General features: G+C 43.6%; 13 protein-coding genes and 1 pseudogene. 5 read left to right on the plus strand and 9 right to left on the minus strand.

The window, feature by feature from the left end:
- The first annotated feature begins 373 nt into the window (after positions 1-373).
- Positions 374-4,255 carry a tetratricopeptide repeat protein gene (locus NG798_RS15110; protein ID WP_261224504.1) on the plus strand — a complete coding sequence of 1,294 codons (3,882 nt, stop codon included), beginning with the start codon at positions 374-376 and terminating at the stop codon, positions 4,253-4,255.
- A gap of 72 nt (positions 4,256-4,327) precedes the next feature.
- Here the strand turns inward: NG798_RS15110 and NG798_RS15115 are convergent, their stop codons facing one another.
- The 7 genes from NG798_RS15115 to NG798_RS15145 form a co-directional block, all read right to left on the minus strand.
- The gene (locus NG798_RS15115; RefSeq protein WP_261224506.1) at positions 4,328-5,650 is read right to left on the minus strand and encodes a pentapeptide repeat-containing protein; all 1,323 of its coding nucleotides are present in this window, start codon (positions 5,648-5,650) and stop codon (positions 4,328-4,330) included.
- Between the two features lie 179 nt (positions 5,651-5,829).
- Positions 5,830-6,879, minus strand: a complete 1,050-nt coding sequence (locus NG798_RS15120) for a pentapeptide repeat-containing protein (protein WP_261224508.1) — start codon at positions 6,877-6,879, stop codon at positions 5,830-5,832.
- A gap of 46 nt (positions 6,880-6,925) precedes the next feature.
- The gene (locus tag NG798_RS15125; protein ID WP_261224509.1) at positions 6,926-8,146 is read right to left on the minus strand and encodes a pentapeptide repeat-containing protein; all 1,221 of its coding nucleotides are present in this window, start codon (positions 8,144-8,146) and stop codon (positions 6,926-6,928) included.
- 350 nt (positions 8,147-8,496) lie between these two features.
- Positions 8,497-8,619, minus strand: coding sequence for a hypothetical protein (locus NG798_RS15130; RefSeq protein ID WP_261224510.1), 123 nt, complete (start codon positions 8,617-8,619; stop codon positions 8,497-8,499).
- A gap of 62 nt (positions 8,620-8,681) precedes the next feature.
- Positions 8,682-8,822 carry a hypothetical protein gene (locus tag NG798_RS15135; RefSeq protein ID WP_261224511.1) on the minus strand — a complete coding sequence of 47 codons (141 nt, stop codon included), beginning with the start codon at positions 8,820-8,822 and terminating at the stop codon, positions 8,682-8,684.
- 53 nt (positions 8,823-8,875) lie between these two features.
- The gene (locus NG798_RS15140) at positions 8,876-9,067 is read right to left on the minus strand and encodes a hypothetical protein (protein WP_263012993.1); all 192 of its coding nucleotides are present in this window, start codon (positions 9,065-9,067) and stop codon (positions 8,876-8,878) included.
- Between the two features lie 209 nt (positions 9,068-9,276).
- Positions 9,277-10,866 carry a glycoside hydrolase family 57 protein gene (locus NG798_RS15145; RefSeq protein ID WP_261224512.1) on the minus strand — a complete coding sequence of 530 codons (1,590 nt, stop codon included), beginning with the start codon at positions 10,864-10,866 and terminating at the stop codon, positions 9,277-9,279.
- 723 nt (positions 10,867-11,589) lie between these two features.
- Between NG798_RS15145 and NG798_RS15150 the strand changes: the two genes are divergently transcribed.
- Positions 11,590-11,781 (plus strand): hypothetical protein, encoded by a 192-nt coding sequence (locus tag NG798_RS15150; protein WP_261224513.1) that lies wholly within the window; start codon positions 11,590-11,592, stop codon positions 11,779-11,781.
- A 110-nt stretch (positions 11,782-11,891) separates the two neighbouring features.
- On the opposite strand, the gene NG798_RS15155 is transcribed toward NG798_RS15150, so the two are convergent.
- Together NG798_RS15155 and NG798_RS15160 are read right to left on the minus strand one after the other, a co-directional pair.
- On the minus strand, positions 11,892-13,220 hold the full coding sequence (locus NG798_RS15155; protein WP_261224514.1) for a HEAT repeat domain-containing protein: 1,329 nt from the start codon (positions 13,218-13,220) through the stop codon (positions 11,892-11,894).
- Positions 13,221-13,453: 233 nt separating this feature from the next.
- On the minus strand, positions 13,454-13,903 hold the full coding sequence (locus NG798_RS15160; protein WP_261224515.1) for a ubiquinol-cytochrome c reductase iron-sulfur subunit: 450 nt from the start codon (positions 13,901-13,903) through the stop codon (positions 13,454-13,456).
- 439 nt (positions 13,904-14,342) lie between these two features.
- On the opposite strand from NG798_RS15160, the gene cobA reads away from it, so the two are divergent.
- From cobA to NG798_RS15175, 3 genes and pseudogenes are all read left to right on the plus strand, one after another.
- Positions 14,343-15,098 carry a uroporphyrinogen-III C-methyltransferase gene (cobA, locus tag NG798_RS15165; RefSeq protein WP_317619604.1) on the plus strand — a complete coding sequence of 252 codons (756 nt, stop codon included), beginning with the start codon at positions 14,343-14,345 and terminating at the stop codon, positions 15,096-15,098.
- 497 nt (positions 15,099-15,595) lie between these two features.
- Entirely contained in the window at positions 15,596-15,733 is a 138-nt protein-coding gene (locus NG798_RS15170; RefSeq protein ID WP_261224516.1) for a hypothetical protein, read from the plus strand.
- 64 nt (positions 15,734-15,797) lie between these two features.
- Positions 15,798-17,330, plus strand: a pseudogene (locus tag NG798_RS15175) (ferredoxin--nitrite reductase); the annotation flags it as partial.
- Positions 17,331-17,383 lie beyond the last annotated feature (53 nt).

Genomic DNA, 17,383 nt, shown 5'->3' on the forward strand with positions numbered 1-17,383 from the left:
AAACCCATCCGCGTTTATCTGCGTTCATCTGCGGTTTAAAAACTCCCCCCTCTTCCCCCAAGAGGGGTTTTTTATATAAAAATCATTTTTATTGCATTGAAGGTTTTTTTTTAACCGCAGATGAACGCAGATAAACGCAGATGAATATTTAAATCGAATTGCTAGGACTGTCTTAGAATCAAAATAGACGAGCATAATCGTAACATCTTGGCATTGATCCCCATTCCGGGCCAAACTCCTCAAAAACGAGCAAGACATTAGAAAAGTGACTTATAATTAAAAGTTACCCCTTTGGGATGGCGCTGTGGACTCCCCCTAAACAGCCTAGGGCTGCCGGCACCTCAAATTAGAACCACCTAAACTTATTCAAACTATGTCACTTCCAGCCGTATTACACCCAGAAATAGTAAATTTTATCCGAGAAATTCCCCAAAGCAGTCTCAAGAAAAAAATCTGGAACTGCATCGAAAAAGTGCGAGAACAACAATTTAATAGCGGTTTGCGAGTCAAAAAATTAAAAGGTATTAACAAAAAAGTCTGGGAAGCACGCATTACCAAAGCCTCCCGACTAATTTTTACCTACGAAAAATCCAGAGAACCGCAAACCGGCACCGCTCAAATTTACATTGCTGTGCAAGATATTTGCCTTGATCACGATGACGTTTCACGCAATGCCAAAGCTAGAAAAAGAACGCCTGATACCGAATGGTTAGATGCAGAAATTATCGAAACTATCGGCAATATTGACAGCCCCCGACTTACCATCAAACAAAAATCTGCCCTCCAAGCAGTGCGAGATGAAGAACTCACCTTGCCGGCAGAATTTCAAGACGAATTACTCAGCAATATTCCCTGGCAAGTTATCGAATCTGAGGAAGCATGGCATCAAGCAATTATCGCTCAAAATAGTGAACTTCCCCTCAAACTTACCCCGGAAGAATATCAGCTTGTACAACTTCCCGGCACCCTTTTACTATCAGGAAGCGCCGGCACCGGCAAAACCACCGTCGCCCTTTATCGCCTCCTCCAAAGTCTGCAAAACTCCCCCGCCGGCAAACGTCTTTACATCGCCCAAAATCCCCTCCTTGTTGCCAACGCCCGCGAACAATTTAAAAAGCTTCTTGGCAATAGTCACCCCAGCGCCGAAAGCATTTTTGAATTCAAAACAATGCGCGATTTATGCCTAGAAATTCTTGAAAACGCAGCCCAACCCTATCGCCCCGAAGATGAAGTTAACTTTCAAGCATTTTGGCTGATTTATCGCGCCCATCCCAAACGCAAACAATACCCCAGCGCCCTGATTTGGGATGAAATTCGCAGCATTATCAAAGGTTCCCAACTTTCTCCAAACCTTGACTTAATTGCCGAAAAAGATTACGAAAAACTAGGCAAAAAACGCTCTACAGTCATTCCCCAAAACCAGCGCCGTGAAGTCTATAGTCTCGCCGAATGGTATCAAAAAAGACTCAAACAAACCAACAGCTTTGATGAAATAGACCTAGCCAGAAACGTCCTCCGCATCCTCAAACAAAACCCCCAACAATATAATTTTATTGTTTGCGATGAAGTTCAAGACTTCACCGAACTACACTTAGAGCTTTTGCTACAACTTGGTGCCTCTGGCGCTCGATTTTTCTTTGCCGGCGATTTAAACCAAACTATTAGCCCCAGTGGCTTTCGTTGGGAAGACTTAAAACAAAAGTTTTATCGCCAAAATCAAGAAGTTCTCGAAAAAACTTTATACTTCAACTTCCGCAGTGTTGGCAGTCTTGTTCACCTTGCCAATCAATTTTTAATTTTGCGAGGAAGACTCTTAAAAATCGGCTTAGCAGAACTTTCTGAACAAGAGAAAAACCCCGTCTCGGAAGATAGAAAAATCCGTCAAGCAGGAGAACCGGCCCGCTTAATTTCTGCTTCTCCAACCGCCCTTAAAGACACCCTCAAAGAACTGAACCCAGGCGATGCTATCTTAGTCAGAACCGAAGAAGAAAAAGACAAATTCGGCACCGAGTTTCAATCCACCCTGATATTCACCGTCGAAGAAGCAAAAGGACTGGAATTTGACACGGTTTTTCTGCTTGAGTTTTTCCGACCTTCCCAAGACCTTTGGGGGCGCTTTTTCCGTAACAGTATTATTCAAATCAAAGAAACCCCACAACTGCAATTAGAACTCAATCTCCTCTATGTTGCCATCACCCGCGCCCGCCGGATTTTAAACATTTGGGAAACTGAACTTTCTGCACTTTGGCAACAACCGGAATTAACCCAATGTGTCTTGCCTCTCGCCCCCGAATTAGTCCAGAAATCTCGTGAAGAACCTACGCCCGAAAGTTGGCAACAACGCGGCCTTTATTACTTCAAAGCTGAATTTTACCGGCAAGCTATTGAGTGTTTTGAAAAAGCCGGAGATTTGCTTAACAAAACTTGGGCTGAAGCCAAATCTCTTGTCCAACAAAAACAGTATAGTAAAGCCGGTGAATTGTTTGCCCAACTTTCTCAATGGGAAACTGCGGCCCGCTTGTTTGAAAAAGATAAAGAATGGGAAAAAGCGGCAGAATGTTGGGCAAACACCGAAAACAAAAATCAACAGATCCGCTGTGAAATTGCCGCCCTCGAAATTGCCGGTGACTGGCAACCAGCCGCCCAAAAATGGGAAGAAATAGGCGAAACAGAAAATGCTAAACGCTGCTGGCTAAAAAGCAACAACGAAACCAAAAAAGCTCAATACAAAGCCGAAGAATTTGAGCAGAAAAAACAATGGCAAAAAGCCGCCGAATACTATGAACTTGCCCAACTTCCCCACAAAGTTGCCCACTGTCGGGCTTTAGAATTTGAAAAACGCCAACAATGGGAAAATGCTGCTCAACAATATGAACTAAGCGGTAATTTTGAAAAAGCCAAAGAATGCCGCGCAAAATTGCCGGTTGAATACCCCGAAGATGCAGCAGCTTTTGGTAGACGAGGTAACGAACGCCTCAGCAATGGTGACTATCATGGTGCGATTGCAGACTATAACGAAGTGATTAAAATTAAACCTGATTTTGGTTATGCCTATCATAATCGAGGCGTTGCCCGTCACCGGCTGGATGATCATAGCGGTGCCATTGAAGACTACACAAAAGCCCTCGAACTTGTCGCTATCCATGACGTCAAAGCTGCTAAAACTTACGGCTATCGAGGCGCCGCACGCGCTGCTTTAGGCGACCATGAAGCAGCATTAGAAGACTATAATAAAGTCATCGAAATTGACCCCTCGGAAATCAGCGCCTACAACAACCGCGCCGCTACTCGTCACCGTCTTGGCGACTATCAAGGCTGCATTGATGATTACACTCAAGTGTTACGCAAAGACCCCACCAACGCCCTCGCTTTTGGCAACAGAGGCGCGGCAAAATCAGCCCTGGGAAATCATCAAGGTGCCATTGATGATTTAACTCAAGCTATTAAATACAATGCCTCTTTAAATCAACTGTTTTATCACCGAGGCAACGCTTATTTAGCTGTTGGAAACTATCAAGCCGCCATTCAAGATTTTACTACCGAATTGCAGCGCAGCCCAGAAATTTCTCAGGTACATTACAAACGAGGAAATGCTTATTTAGCGGTGGCAAACTATCAAGCTGCTATTTATGATTTCAATGAAGAAATTAAACGCAATCCCTCCCACGCTGCTGCCTATAGTGACCGCGCCATTGCTCGCTCTAGTTTAGGCGATCATCACGCAGCTATAGATGATTTAAACCAGGCTATTTTGATTAACCCCAGTTTAGCCGCTGCTTACAATAACCGAGGTGCGGTGCGTCGAGATTTGGGAGATACTGAAGGAGCGCTGGAAGATTACAATAAAGCCATTAGTCTCAATCCAAATTATGCTGATGCTTTCTATAACCGGGGTGTCTCTCGTTCGGTTTTAAATGATATTGAAGGTGCGGTGGCTGATTGGAATCGCGCTGTGGAACTTAATCCAAATAATCCGCTTGCTTACTATAATTTGGGAGTGAGTAAAATTCAAAACAAAAATTATCAAGGTGCCATTGAAGATTACACGAAAGCCATTGAAATTGCCCCAGAATTTGGCGAGGCTTATTTTGAGCGTGGTTCAACTCGCAATAAGTTAAAGGAACGTGCTTTAGCTATTAAAGATTTGCAAAAAGCCGCGCAAATTTTTAGCAAACGAGGTGATAAAGATCGTCTGGAAGAAACAATGGAAAAACTGGAGAAAATTAAAGCTAAACAATTGATGGATAAGCTATAAGACAAGCGTTTAAAAAAACTCGGTAACTAGGGGCATTCACCGGGTTTTTATATCCCGCTTAATTATCATAATTTAAAGTTTAAAAATTGCGCCGCGATTGAGTAAATCTTCTCTCAACGCTTCAGTCATGCCCACATTTTCACCAAATCGGGCATTTTTTACTTGAGCGCCGGTGAAGTCTGCGCCGGTTAAATCTGCCCCAATAAAAAGCGCTTCTGTTAATTCAGCATTGATAAATTGAGCATCTCTTAATTGACTTTTATTCAGTTTGGCACCTTTGAGAATTGCATTTTTTAGATTGGTATTGAATAAAAAAGCCATTGTCAAATTAACGCCGCTTAGGTTAGTATTACTGAGATTTGCATCGCACAAATTCACATCAGAAAGGTTGGCGTCGCTGAAGTTAGCCCCACTCAAATTTGCTCGCCAAAAATTAGAAACTCGGAAATTTGTATTTACACAATTTGCTTCCATCAAGTTAGCACGCCGCAGCGTTGTCCCGCACAAAAGAGCATCGCTGAGGTTCGCTCCTTTGAGTTCCCGCCCCTCTACTTTCAGGTTGACAATTTCCCAAATTAAACGCCATTTGCCGACAAATTGAGTTGCTTCATTAATTTTAGCTCCCCGAAGATTGGCGCCGGTAAAGTCGGTGTCGGTGAGGTTGGCATCATATAAAATGGCATCATTGAGAGCGGCATTATTGAGATTAACACCGGCCAAATTTGCCCCTGATAAATTGGCATTTATCAAGCAAACATAATGTAGCTGTGCTTGGCTTAGATCCGCACCGGCCAAGTTTGCTCGGTTTAAACTCGCACCATTGAGATCCGCTTGATTAATTCTTGCTTTTGTTAAGTTGGCCCCGCTGAGGTCGGTGCGGTGTAACTTAGCCTTCTTAAGCGTTGCTCCTGTTAAGTTTGCACTGTTGAGGTTGGCTTCGCTGAGGTTGGTGTCGCTGAGGTCGGCGCCCGTCAGGTTGCTAGTGCTGAGGTCGCTATGCAACAAAGAAGCGTCACACAGTTGAGAATTCGTCAGGGTGGCGCAACTAAAATTCGTGCGGCTGAGATTTGCTTTAGTTAAAGTCGCGCCGGTCAAGTTTGCCAAATTCAGGTAAGCACCGCTGAGATTGACCCCTGTAAGGTCGGCTTTGCTTAGATCAGACCGGCTGAGGTCGGCACAAAGCAGATAACTGTAGCGGAGGTTTACCCCAATCAAAATAAGGCCGCTGAGGTCGGCCAGAGTCAGATCAGCACCGGCCAAGTTAACGCCGTCAAAATGCACCTGTGGTTGTTGTTCGTCTGGTTGGGCCGGCGCGGACAAGGTATCAGCAGGCGTGCCGGCAGGACGCCCTATAATGCTACTGAGAAGTTTTTTAATAGAAGCTTCATCCGCCATAGCTCAACTCTGCCCAATAGGAATAGCCATTATTTTAATTGAACTTGATACAACCGGCTAATGTCACCCTTCGCTTACAATTTTTGTTTGTTAAGCACAGCACTTTAGCAACTCTTATATAAAAATAGCCTTAATTTTGCCAAAACAACAGCCGCCGCGACAGCCACCAACTTTCCAGCTTATTCTTCTTCAAAAAATGCGCCTCTTTCAATAAAATTCTCTTTCATTTGCTCAGAAACCCCAGGGTTACTTCCCAAGCGAGTTTTCTCTAAATTTGCCCCCTTAAATTCTGCTCGCGTTAAATCAGCCCCCCTTAAATCTGCACCGGCAAAATTCACCCCAGTTAAGTCAGCATTTTTTAAATTAGCACCAGTTAGATTGGCACCGGCCAAAGAAGCCCCACATAAATAAGCACTACTTAAATTTGCCTCACATAACAACGCGCCGGTTAAATTAGCATTACTGATATTCGTTCGCAAATCAGCCCCAGTTAAATTACACGATTCTAAATTTGCTTCCGCCAAAGAAGCATTCACCAACACCGCATAACTAAGATCAGCAAAAGCCAAATTTGCCCCCGCCAGATTCGCCAGCGTTAAATTTGCCTTTTCTGCCCTTATTCCTGCCAAATTCGCACCTTCCAAATCAGAATAATGCAAATCTAAATGACTCAAATCAGCCCCCGCTAAATCCTCCAAAATATTTAATCCTAAACTTTCAGCAGTTGTTGCTAATTCCCCTTTTTCTTGTAACAAAAACTCTCGCAAAATTTCTATTTGCTGCCGGTAACATTCCTGAGCCTTTTCCGAGTCTCCCTCTTCCTCATAACAAGCGCGGATACTCCCCAAAGATTGACCTTCCATCAAGCTATTTTTTATCATTTTAGCCAAAGATAACCGGTGTTGATAACACTCAATAGCCTTTTTAAACTCCCCCATTTGGCAATAATTATTACCCAAATTTAAAAGCGCATTGCATTGGCCGATCACATCTTCAACTTCCTTAGCAATCCCCAAATGTTGCTGATAACAATTCAGCGCTGATTGAAAATCTCCCAAAGCTTGATAAGCCGCCCCTAAATTGCCTAAAGCTGCACCTTCCTTGCGAGGATTTGATGTTTTCCTGTAAATTTCCAGCGCTTCTTTCCACAACTGCAAAGCACTTTCAAACTCACCGGCTTGATATTCAGAAATCCCTTGTTTAAGTAATAAATCGGCCTGTTCGCTCATACTAATTCCCTAATTTAGTTTTTATCCACACTCATTTCTGCTGCTTTTAAACTTCAAAAATTGCCCCCCGCTCGATTAAATCTTTCTGCATTTCTTCTGTTATTCCCGAATCGTGACGAAACCTCGCCCCCTCAATATTTGCACCGGCCAAATTCACCCCTGCCAATTTTGTTAACATCAAACCGGCATCTTTTAACTCAGCATCACTTAAATTTGCATTACTTAAATCCGCATCACTTAAATTCGCATTACTCAAATTAGCTTCTTTTAAATTTGCCCCAGCTAAATTTGCCCCACCCAAGTTTGCCAGAGCTAAAGAAGCCCTATGTAAATCGGCATTTTGCAGGTTAGCATCACTCAGCAAAGCACCCGAAATATCCGCCCCAGCTAAATTTGCCCCACTTAAATTTGCCCCACTAAAATCCACATCACTAAGCAGCGCACCCCGCAAATTAATCCCCTCTAAATTGGCATTACTTAAATCACTTCCCTCTAAAGAAACTCCCAGTAAATTTGCACCGGCAAAATCAACCATATAATTCAACCCAGCCAGCTTTGCCAATTCCCTAAAATTCTCAGTTTTGGCCCCTAAAACTTCTTCAATTGCTTGGCTTAAATTCGCCGTTTCTCTAAACGGGTTCTCCGATATTTCGTAACCGCTTCTTTCCGACATCTCTGGAGATTGATAATTCAAAACCCCTACCCAACCCCCGCCAATTTGCTGATTTTCTTGCAGCCATAGCGCAAGTTTTGTTTCTAAAATCGCGTGTTTATTGGGGCTGATATCAAAATGCCATAACCCCTCAGCGCCGGTGACTCTCAGACAGCCCGGTGAAATTTGAAAAAACGTTTGAATTTTGGCCGGAAAAGCCTGCAATTCTATCGTTGCTAATTTAAAATTTTCCAGCTTACTTTGGTTCGTCTGTTTTGGCAGAGAAAACTCCCAAGTCGGTTGAGTTTCTGACTCAACAAAACTCACTTGACAGACCTCCTTTGCAGCGCTATCTTTTTTAGAAATCAGCCTTTGAGTTTGAGGAGATTCTTGGCAAGACGGCCCAACAAATGTAGCGTTTTCTAACTTAAGTTTTAACCGGCCTCCCCTCAAGGCATATTTGACATATCCTGTCATCAAAGCTTGGCAAGCTTCATCAAAATGCAGAGTCACATACAAGTCGATTTGCTGCAAATTCCCCTCAGAGGCGCTGGCAGCGGTTAGTTCCATTAACAGGCAATCTGTTTGCGGTATTGGCGAGAGTGGTTGCTGCATGGTCAATTTCAACGTGCGTGGGCATAATTTACCTAATCTGTAAATTTACCACGAGCCGGCACCGGCATTGAATTTTTTTTTCAAAAAGTTTAATAGTTAAGTTTGTTGTGCCCCCGCTGCCGGTCTTTTTTCCTGGCTCATCAAGGCGATAGCGGACTAATTTTCCGGCTTGGCATCGAGGCAAGTTGCAGTTTTTTAGAAAGAGCAATTTTTCTGATAACAAAATTTATTGGAAAAAATTAAAAAGTTATTTTTTAACAAAAGCTGAATCCTAAGTTTTTACCTTTGCCTTTGCCGCTTCTTCATCTCAATTAATTTCTCCGGCAATTGACCGCACTGTAACTTTAACATCAATGTTTGTCTGCTTGTAATTGCTCGGTTGTGCCATAAGCATAACTCAAAATTTTCTCAGCCACAAAAGCCGTATCTGCCCAAATTTTCCCCCGAAAAAAAATTAAGGGCGCTTTCTTCACTGAAGAACGCCCTGCATTGGCTTATAAGATATTGTTTTTATCCTGCTCGCCAGTGCCAGGTATTAAGCACGGGGCAGTTGATTTATTTGGGCTTCATCAAGTCCCACTTCAGCAGCAGTACGGCTAAGCATTGATTGCTGGCGGTGTTTAACTTGGTGTTGTTGAACCATCATGCGGACGCGGGCTTGTTCTTGAGTATTCATTTTCCTTCTCTCCTTTGTTATTAAATAGTTTCAGTCAACAATCGAGGCCAAAATTAGCTCATGGTTGCGTTTGAGCGGTCGTAGGAAACATTGAAACCAGACATCGGTTTGCCTTGAATATTTGTCCAGTAATCATCAGCTTCGATTCCCACTTCAGCCGCCACACGGTTGAGCATCGATTGCTGGCGGTTTTTGACTTGGTGGTGGTGGCGCATCATTAGGGCGCGAGCTTGTTCGTCTGACATGATAGATATCTCCTGATTTTATAAGTTTTATAGTCGGGGTTGTTTGTCCACATTTTTAATATAACAGACATTTCTGTATCTATTTTTACAAATTGCTTTTTCTTAATAAAACTTAATAATTTTCTCACCGAGCCACAAAAAAACCCCGTTGCTGCCAGAAACGAGGTTTGTCAGATAAATGTATTCAAGTTTCCCAGTTTGAATGGCCATTACAAAGGCCGGTAGACCTGATAGTTAATGTTCGGGAAGATGTTATCAATGGATTCGACTTTTTCTAACCAGCCGGAGTCTACTTTGCCAATTTTGATTTCTTCATAAAGTTTATTGAAGCGCATCAGGTGAGAACGAGTGCGCCGCACCGCGTAGGGAACCATTGTGCCGGTACGCATAATAAAAGCCCAGTCAGAAGATTGCGCCAAAAGTAACTCCCGTGCCGTTTGGTTGAGCGCTCGTTTTTCCAGTTCATCTTCAGGCTCGCGTTTGCTGAGTTCAATCATCCGCTCAGTGGCTTTGTGGAGGTGAGGATAAATCCAAGCGTTGGTTTCATTAAGCCAATATTCGTGAAAACCTTTAAAACCCCAGCTTGATTGAGCCGGACGAGCTACTTGCTGCGTAGGATGCTTTTGCAAATAGTCTACCAAGTGCGTCATTTCATAACTGCTTTGGTCATACCAAGATTTGCGGAACAAGAAATCAATAAACCAAGGGCCCTCATACCACCAATGGCCAAACAACTCTGCATCATAAGGCGAGACAATAATCGGTTTGCGCTGCATGAGGCTGTAGAGATGCTCAACTTGACGCTCGCGGTTAAACATAAAATTGCCGGCGTGTTCAGCAGCTTTTTCTCTTGCCCAATAAGGATCATAGAGTTGTTTATCCGACAAACCTAGACCGCGACCGGTGATTTTGTGATATTTGATGCCAACGTTTTTGCGCTGGCCGTTGGGCATAATGTAGGGTTTGATGTATTCATATTCGGCTTCCCAGCCTAAATCTTTATAAAATTCTCGGTATTCTGGATCGCCTGGATAGCCCACTTCGCTTGACCAAACCTGCTGGGAAGATTCGTGATCGCGTCCGAAAGAGGCAACACCGCACTCCGTATAAATAGGGGCGTAGGTACCAAATCGAGGCCGGGGTCTGGCATAGAGGACGGCGTGGCCATCGTTGAGGAAGTATCGCAAACCGGCATCGGCCAGCATTCGCTCTAAGCCTTCAAAGTAAGCGCATTCTGGTAGCCAGATGCCTTTGGGGGAGCGGCCAAAGTTTTCTTCATAATGTTCGCAGGCAACTTTGATTTGGGCCCAGACGGCTTGCGGGTGCATTTTCATTAAGGGCAAGTAGCCGTGTGTGGCGCCGCAAGTGATAATTTCTAAGTTATTAGTTTGGGCAAAAGAGTTAAATGCCGCTACCAAATCGCCGTTGTTTTCTTCCCAATATTGGCGAGCTTGGTTGAATTCTGTGGCGTGGTGTTCGGCGAGGTAGCGGATGTGACCGTTGTGCTTATTGCGTTCGACTTCTCGTTCGGCCAGTTCTTGCAGTTTGGCCAGGTGTTGGCTGTAGCGTTCTTGTAATAAGGGGTCGCGTAGCATTGACACCAAGGGCGGTGTCATGCTCATGGTTATTTTAAAGTTTATGCCGTCTCGTTTTAAGCCTTCAAATATTCGCAACAGCGGAATGTAGGTTTCTGTGATGGCTTCGTAGAGCCATTCTTCTTCTAATACATAGTCACTTTCGGGGTGGCGGACAAAAGGTAGATGGGCGTGAAGAACGAGGGCGAGGTAGCCGATAGCCATAAGAGTTCCTTGAGGGGGTGTCGCAGCACTGGGAAAAGTTTACAGTATTTTCATATTTTAAAACTGCATAGGCGCTCCAATCATTTTGATTTTTTGATTTTTGATTTTGATTTGAACAAGCCTGTCAGCTAGAGGAGTTCAGGCTTTTGATCTGAAGCATTCTTTTTGCTTTGCATGGTATCAATAACTCCCACAGACACAATGCTCTCGCTTCTAGTAAAAAAAAGGCCGTCAGAAGTATCCTCTGTCATTTGCTTTGCAATGGGCAAGGGTTCGCTGGGTTCTGCGCCGGCAGCATCGGTTGGGCGCAATAAATGTTATTTATGTCGAGGGGTTGTTTTTTTGAGTAAGCATTGCAGATAAAATGGAAGATTTGAGGTTGAATATGGATTTGAGCTTAATCAATTAAGGTTTGCCGGTTGAAGGTTTTGCTGTCATCAGCTTATGATGCTGTCCATTTTGCGGCAAGAATATTCTGGGTGGAAAAAAGATTAAGTTTTTAATAAATTTGTTTGTTTATGAAAATGACTGGCTTTTGTTGGGCAAAATAACTTTGAGTGAATTGTCAAGCCGTGCATGGCTAACAAGTTTGTGAAGCTGACATCCCTCACTTGCTCTCAGCTTGACCCTTTTTCAAGTCATCTGAGTTTGAGTTACCGCTGGTAAACGGTTTTGGCTTTACTGCAAATTAAGTACAGGATGTAAAAGTGTTTCGGGAGTTGTATGCAATCATCTACATCGTCATTTAAAGAAGTTGTTGAGCGAATCTTTTCGACTCACCGGATCACGCGGACTGATCAACAACTTTTTATGAAAACTTTGTTATCTCAAGATATTTTGTCTTCTTATGAAAAAGAACAAATTGACCGGGTTTTTGAGGCTTTGCGTCAGGGTTTGCTGCGGGTGGTTGATTAGGGTTAATACTTTGGTTTTTTTTAGTTGGCGGCGCCGGCGGCGAGGGTTAGGGTAGATGTAGGGCGAAGTATAAAATACCCAAAAAAAGGTGGGCTTTGCCCACCCTACGATTAGGCTACCGGCCATTTTTCTAAGGCCAGCTTTATTCCTTGATGAAGGTTTGCATTTAAGGGTTTGTGGGTTAATAATTCTAAGTTTTGCTTTGTGGATGGGCTGGCTATTTGTTTGAGGGCTGCAATGGCATGAAGTCTCACAGTTTCATCGCTATCTGCCAGTAAATGAATTATGCTTTCTAGGGTTTCTTTATTTTTTAACTGCCCTAGTGCTAAGGCGATTGTGCCTTTAATGCTTGGATTTTGAATGAGGGCAGATTTTGAGTCTAAAGTTTGGCTGAGAATTTCGGCAAGGCGTTGGGATAAATTTGGGTTTTGGATGCGTCCTAAAACAGCGATAATTTCTTTGGTAAGCGTCGCTTGGGGTAGAAATGTTTGGGTTTGTAAGGCGAGGGTTTCTGCTAAATAATCTACGGCTTCTGGGGTTGCCATCCACCCTAAAGATCGCACGATTTCTATTTGCAATATTTCTGGGGTGGATGGAGATTTTAATATTTCAAATAAGGCTGCTGCGGCTGCCGGTGTTTTGACTCGCGCTAGTGCGGCGGCGGCTTCTCGACACACATCTAAGTTAAAATCCCAAAGCCGATTTTTTAGCAAGTTTACGCTTTCTTCTGTTGGTATTAAATCGGCGCACAAACCGATGCCTATTGTGGCTTCTTTTCTGACTATTCCTGCGGTATCGTTGAGGGCTTCTATTAACGCCGGCAAACAGCGGATATCGTGGAAGCTATAAAGGGCTTCAATGGCAAGGCTTCGGATATGAGGATGGGGATCTTTGACGATGTTTAGGAGGGGTTGGATAATTTGAGGTTGGCGAATTTGAGTTAAGGCTCGCACTGCAAATAAGCGGCTGTCTTCGTCTGATAATAAATCGGTTAGGGCTTCTATGGCGGGGCTTCCCATATTGCCTAATGCGTTGGCTGCCATTGCTTTTAATTCTTCATCTTCTGAGGTTCTTAAAAGATTGACTAAGGTTTCAATAACGACGGGACAATTAAATTCTGCTAAAATTCGACCGGCAAACCAGCGCAATTCTGTATCGCTGTCTTCGTCTTCGATTATTTCAATTAGGGTTTCTAGGGCGTTTGTTTCAAAAATAGGAAATATTTTTGCGATTTCCCAGCGTTCTTGAAAGTCTCCTTCTTCTAAAATTTTTACTGCCCAATTGAGTAGCTGATTGTGTTGTTGATCTTGGAGTTTATTAAGTTCGTTTTGGCTTGAATTTTCTTTTCCTAGGAGTTGTTGCAAGTAGTGGAGAAGTAATGACCAGTTGGCTTGATCTGCGGCGATGGTTGCTTGTTCTAAGACAGAAACTTGCGACATGGTTAAATTTGCCTGTAAAGTTGGCTGTTGCTTTGGGGACGCTTCGCTGATTTTGGAGGCGTTAAAGATACTACTTTACGATTAAATTGGCGGCGATTGTTTGGCTTGATGTAAACATTTCATTATAATGATGCGGAACACTCATATAGGGCTTGATTTGTATTTAAAGTTACAATTAAAATTTGTAGGCACCGGCACCGGCTCGCGCGTTTGATTATACACTTCAGGGCCGGTTAAGCTGTTTTGACTAAGATCAAATCGCCTTCTATTTTGACTGGATAAGTAGAAAGTGGTTGAGTTGCCGGCCCTTTTAAGACTTTTCCATCACTTGTAAAGTCGGAGTCGTGACAGGGACACTCAAAATGTTTTTCGTCGATTTTCCAAGTAACAAAACAACCTTTGTGGCTGCAAGTTGGGTTAACGGCTAAGATGGTTTTGCTGTCTTGGGGATTGCGAATTACCATCACTGGCTTGTCTTTTGTTTGTTTGTTGAGAAGTTGACCGTTTTTGTCTAATTCTGTTAAAGTACCTATAGTTAAATATCCGTTGGTGGTTGGGGCCGGTGTGCTGTTTTGTGCAGAGGTTTGCTCTTTGTTCTCAGTGGTACAAGCAGCAATGACGACGGGTAAAAAACTGGCAAGCGTTCCAACTCCCACCCACTTTAAAAATTCCCGACGTTTCATAAATTGTTTCCTTTGTCAAGTAATTTATACGATTGTTTTTTGCCATTTGCTGAAATTTCCCTCTCTGTTGCCGGCCTTTTGAACCGAAAACAGCTTGTAGGGCTAGATTCTCTCAAATCAGGTACTTTGAACCTCGATATTGCTTCACCGGCTCAAAGCGCGGAACAAAGCAATCAAAGGCACTGGATTTTGGTAGCAAATAGCCTCAGCGTATTGATTTTGGCATAAATGGTGTTATATGCAAAAATTGAATAAAAATTTTCTGTATTTTCATATACAGTGAAGATGTGTATTTAAATATACCATTAAGTTCTGGACAACTTTTTAAAGTTAGAATTGTAGGAAAGCTTAAAACTTCATGCCCCTGACCGCTCAGATTCAACCATCGTCTACTACTATGATCGCAGAAACTTCTCCCATTGTTCAAGAGAATCAGTGTATGGGTAAGGTTTATTTAGTGGGTGCCGGCCCTGGTGATCCGGGGTTAATGACGCTGAAGGGAAAGACGCTTTTGGAAAGCGCTGATGTGGTGGTTTATGATGCGTTGGTTAGCCCGCAGATTTTGGAAATGATTAGCCCGAATGCTGAGAAGATTAATGCGGGAAAACGTAGTGGTCGGCATTCGTTGTTACAGGAAGAAACGACGCAGTTGTTGATAGAATTGGCGCAGCGTTATGCGGTGGTGGTGCGGTTGAAGGGGGGAGATCCGTTTGTGTTTGGTCGCGGCGGTGAGGAAATGGAGGATTTGGTGGCGGCTGGTGTGTCGGTGGAGGTGATTCCGGGGGTGACTTCGGGGATAGCGGCGCCGGCTTATGCGGGGATTCCTTTAACTCACAGATCCTACAGTTCTTCGGTTACTTTTGTAACGGGGCATGAGTCGGTGGGTAAGTACCGGCCTGCTGTAAATTGGCAAGCAATTGCTCATGGTTCGGAGACAATTGTTATTTATATGGGTGTGAAGAATTTGCCTTATATTGTTGGGGAATTAATGGGGGCCGGTTTGGGTGGTGAGACGCCGGTGGCTTTGATTCGTTGGGGAACTCGACCGGATCAGGAGGAGTTGTTAGGAAATTTGAGTACAATTGTGCAGAAAGTTGAGGAGTCGGGTTTTGAGGCGCCGGCGATTGCGGTGATAGGAAATGTGGTGAATATGCACTCGGTTTTGGCCGGTTGTAGGCCGGTGGTTTTTGGTTAAATTAAGTTGGGGTAATTAGAGGGGGGCAATGGCAGGCGAGACGCCTGCGCCACTGGGGGGGATTGCCCTACAGAAATGCGGGTTTTAGAAAATTCAATAACAACCGGCACGAGAAACCGGGTTTCTAAAAGAGATATCTAATCGAGATTTAATCTTTCTGAGAAACCCCGTTTCTTTGCATTTAATAAAAACCGGCCCCCATAAAAAGAAAGGCGGTTTTTTTCAATTTTCGGCTTCAGTCTCTTTGCTTCTCTAGTAGCGAGTTGTCACCCTACGGCCTCACCACACCCACCGGCCTATCCCAAACCTCCTTTACCAGAATTAGCGCAAAAAGTCAACTAAAAACCAAGCAAAAAATTTTTCGTAACGAAATGTAAAAAGCGCATTACCGATATGCAGGTGAACCATAAATCGCAATACTTTGTAACAAACTATACGAACGCAGACGATTTTAGCCTCTAACTTTAGGAACAACCGGTTACAAATCAGCAAGTCTGATGCTGCAAGAAACAATCAAACAAAACTACCCAAGCAAAAAAACCGGCCTAAAACAAACCCAATCACAACCTTTAGTTAAAACCTATACAAAATCTGATGGCCAACAGCGATATAAAGAAGCAGTAACAGCCAATTAAAAAGCAGCCAACCAAACAGTAGATAAACAAATCGTTCCCCAAACATTAAACAACCGCCAAACCTATGACAGTCGCAGAAACTCCCACAGCCACCCTCAACAAATTTGAAAAATTCAAAGCCGAAAAAGACGGATTATCCGTTAAACATGAACTCGATTATTTTGCCAGCATTGGCTGGGAAGCAATGGATGCAACAGATCGAGAACACCGGCTAAAATGGCTAGGCATCTTTTTCCGTCCCGTCACTCCCGGCAAATTTATGATGCGTTTGCGCTTGCCAAACGGCATCATTACTAGCCCCCAAATGCGCGTTCTTGGCGACATTGTGCAGCGCTATGGTTCAGACGGAAATGCAGACATTACCACCCGTCAAAACCTCCAACTTCGCGGTATCCGCATTGAAGATATCCCCGACATTTTCAACAAAATGAAAGCAGTCGGCTTAACCAGTATTCAATCGGGCATGGATAATGTTCGTAACATCACCGGCAGTCCAGTTGCTGACCTCGATGCAAACGAACTCATCGACACCCGCGAACTTGTACAACAAGTACAAGACATGATTACAAATAAAGGGGAAGGGAACCCAGAATTTAGTAACCTTCCCCGCAAATTTAATATCGCCATTGAAGGCGGACGCGACAACTCAGTTCACGCCGAAATTAATGACATTGCTTTTGTCCCGGCTTACAAAGATGGCGAATTAGGTTTTAACGTCGTTGTTGGCGGTTTCTTCTCAGCCAAACGTTGCGAAGCAGCAATTCCGCTTAATGCTTGGGTGCGTTCTAATCAGGACGTTGTAGACTTATGCCGCGCCATCTTAATTGTATATCGGGATAATGGTTTACGCTCCAACCGGCAAAAAGCTCGCCTCATGTGGTTGATTGATGAATGGGGGATTGAAAAATTCCGCAGCGAAGTCGAAGCGGCTTATGGAAGACCCCTCGCAACCAGCGCCGAAAAAGATGCAATTGACTGGGAAAAACGCGACCATATTGGAGTTTTTCAACAAAAACAAGCCGGGTTCAATTTTGCGGGGTTGCACGTTCCCGTAGGCCGGTTGTTTGCTGATGATATGTTTGAAATTGCTCGTCTTGCAGAAGTGTATGGTAATGGCGAAATTCGTCTGACTGTCGAGCAAAATATCCTGATTCCCAATATTGCCGATTCTCACTTGGAGGCATTTTTAAAAGAGCCGATTTTAGAGCGATTTTCTATCAAACCTGAACCCTTGACTAGAGCTTTGATTTCTTGCACCGGCGCTCAATTCTGCAACTTTGCTTTAATTGAAACCAAAAATCGCGCTGTGGAAATGATTAAAGAATTAGAAACAGAAGTCAGCCTCACAAAGCCGGTGCGAATTCATTGGACTGGTTGCCCCAATTCTTGCGGACAGCCTCAAGTTGCAGATATTGGTTTAATGGGAACCAAAGCACGCAAAAATGGCAAAGCTGTCGAAGGCGTAGATATTTATTTGGGTGGCAAAGTTGGCAAAGATGCTCACTTGGGAACCTGTGTCACAAAAGGCATTCCTTGTGAAGACCTCAAGCCATTTTTGCGGAACCTTTTAATTGAAAACTTTGGAGCTAAACTCAAAGAAGGCGTTGTAATTGATAACGACCAAAAAGATAACAACTCAGAAAATAAAGC

Source organism: Ancylothrix sp. D3o (genome assembly GCF_025370775.1).
GTDB lineage: Bacteria > Cyanobacteriota > Cyanobacteriia > Cyanobacteriales > Oscillatoriaceae > Ancylothrix.

Excerpts from the sequence above, each read along its gene's own strand:
- NG798_RS15110 (WP_261224504.1), top strand. The coding sequence starts at position 374 with ATGTCACTTCCAGCCGTATTACACCCAGAAATAGTAAATTTTATCCGA.
- NG798_RS15115 (WP_261224506.1), bottom strand. The coding sequence starts at position 5,650 with ATGGCGGATGAAGCTTCTATTAAAAAACTTCTCAGTAGCATTATAGGG.
- NG798_RS15120 (WP_261224508.1), bottom strand. The coding sequence starts at position 6,879 with ATGAGCGAACAGGCCGATTTATTACTTAAACAAGGGATTTCTGAATAT.
- NG798_RS15125 (WP_261224509.1), bottom strand. The coding sequence starts at position 8,146 with ATGCAGCAACCACTCTCGCCAATACCGCAAACAGATTGCCTGTTAATG.
- NG798_RS15135 (WP_261224511.1), bottom strand. The coding sequence starts at position 8,822 with ATGAATACTCAAGAACAAGCCCGCGTCCGCATGATGGTTCAACAACAC.
- NG798_RS15140 (WP_263012993.1), bottom strand. The coding sequence starts at position 9,067 with ATGTCAGACGAACAAGCTCGCGCCCTAATGATGCGCCACCACCACCAA.
- NG798_RS15145 (WP_261224512.1), bottom strand. The coding sequence starts at position 10,866 with ATGGCTATCGGCTACCTCGCCCTCGTTCTTCACGCCCATCTACCTTTT.
- NG798_RS15150 (WP_261224513.1), top strand. The coding sequence starts at position 11,590 with ATGCAATCATCTACATCGTCATTTAAAGAAGTTGTTGAGCGAATCTTT.
- NG798_RS15155 (WP_261224514.1), bottom strand. The coding sequence starts at position 13,220 with ATGTCGCAAGTTTCTGTCTTAGAACAAGCAACCATCGCCGCAGATCAA.
- NG798_RS15160 (WP_261224515.1), bottom strand. The coding sequence starts at position 13,903 with ATGAAACGTCGGGAATTTTTAAAGTGGGTGGGAGTTGGAACGCTTGCC.
- cobA (WP_317619604.1), top strand. The coding sequence starts at position 14,343 with ATGGGTAAGGTTTATTTAGTGGGTGCCGGCCCTGGTGATCCGGGGTTA.
- NG798_RS15170 (WP_261224516.1), top strand. The coding sequence starts at position 15,596 with ATGCTGCAAGAAACAATCAAACAAAACTACCCAAGCAAAAAAACCGGC.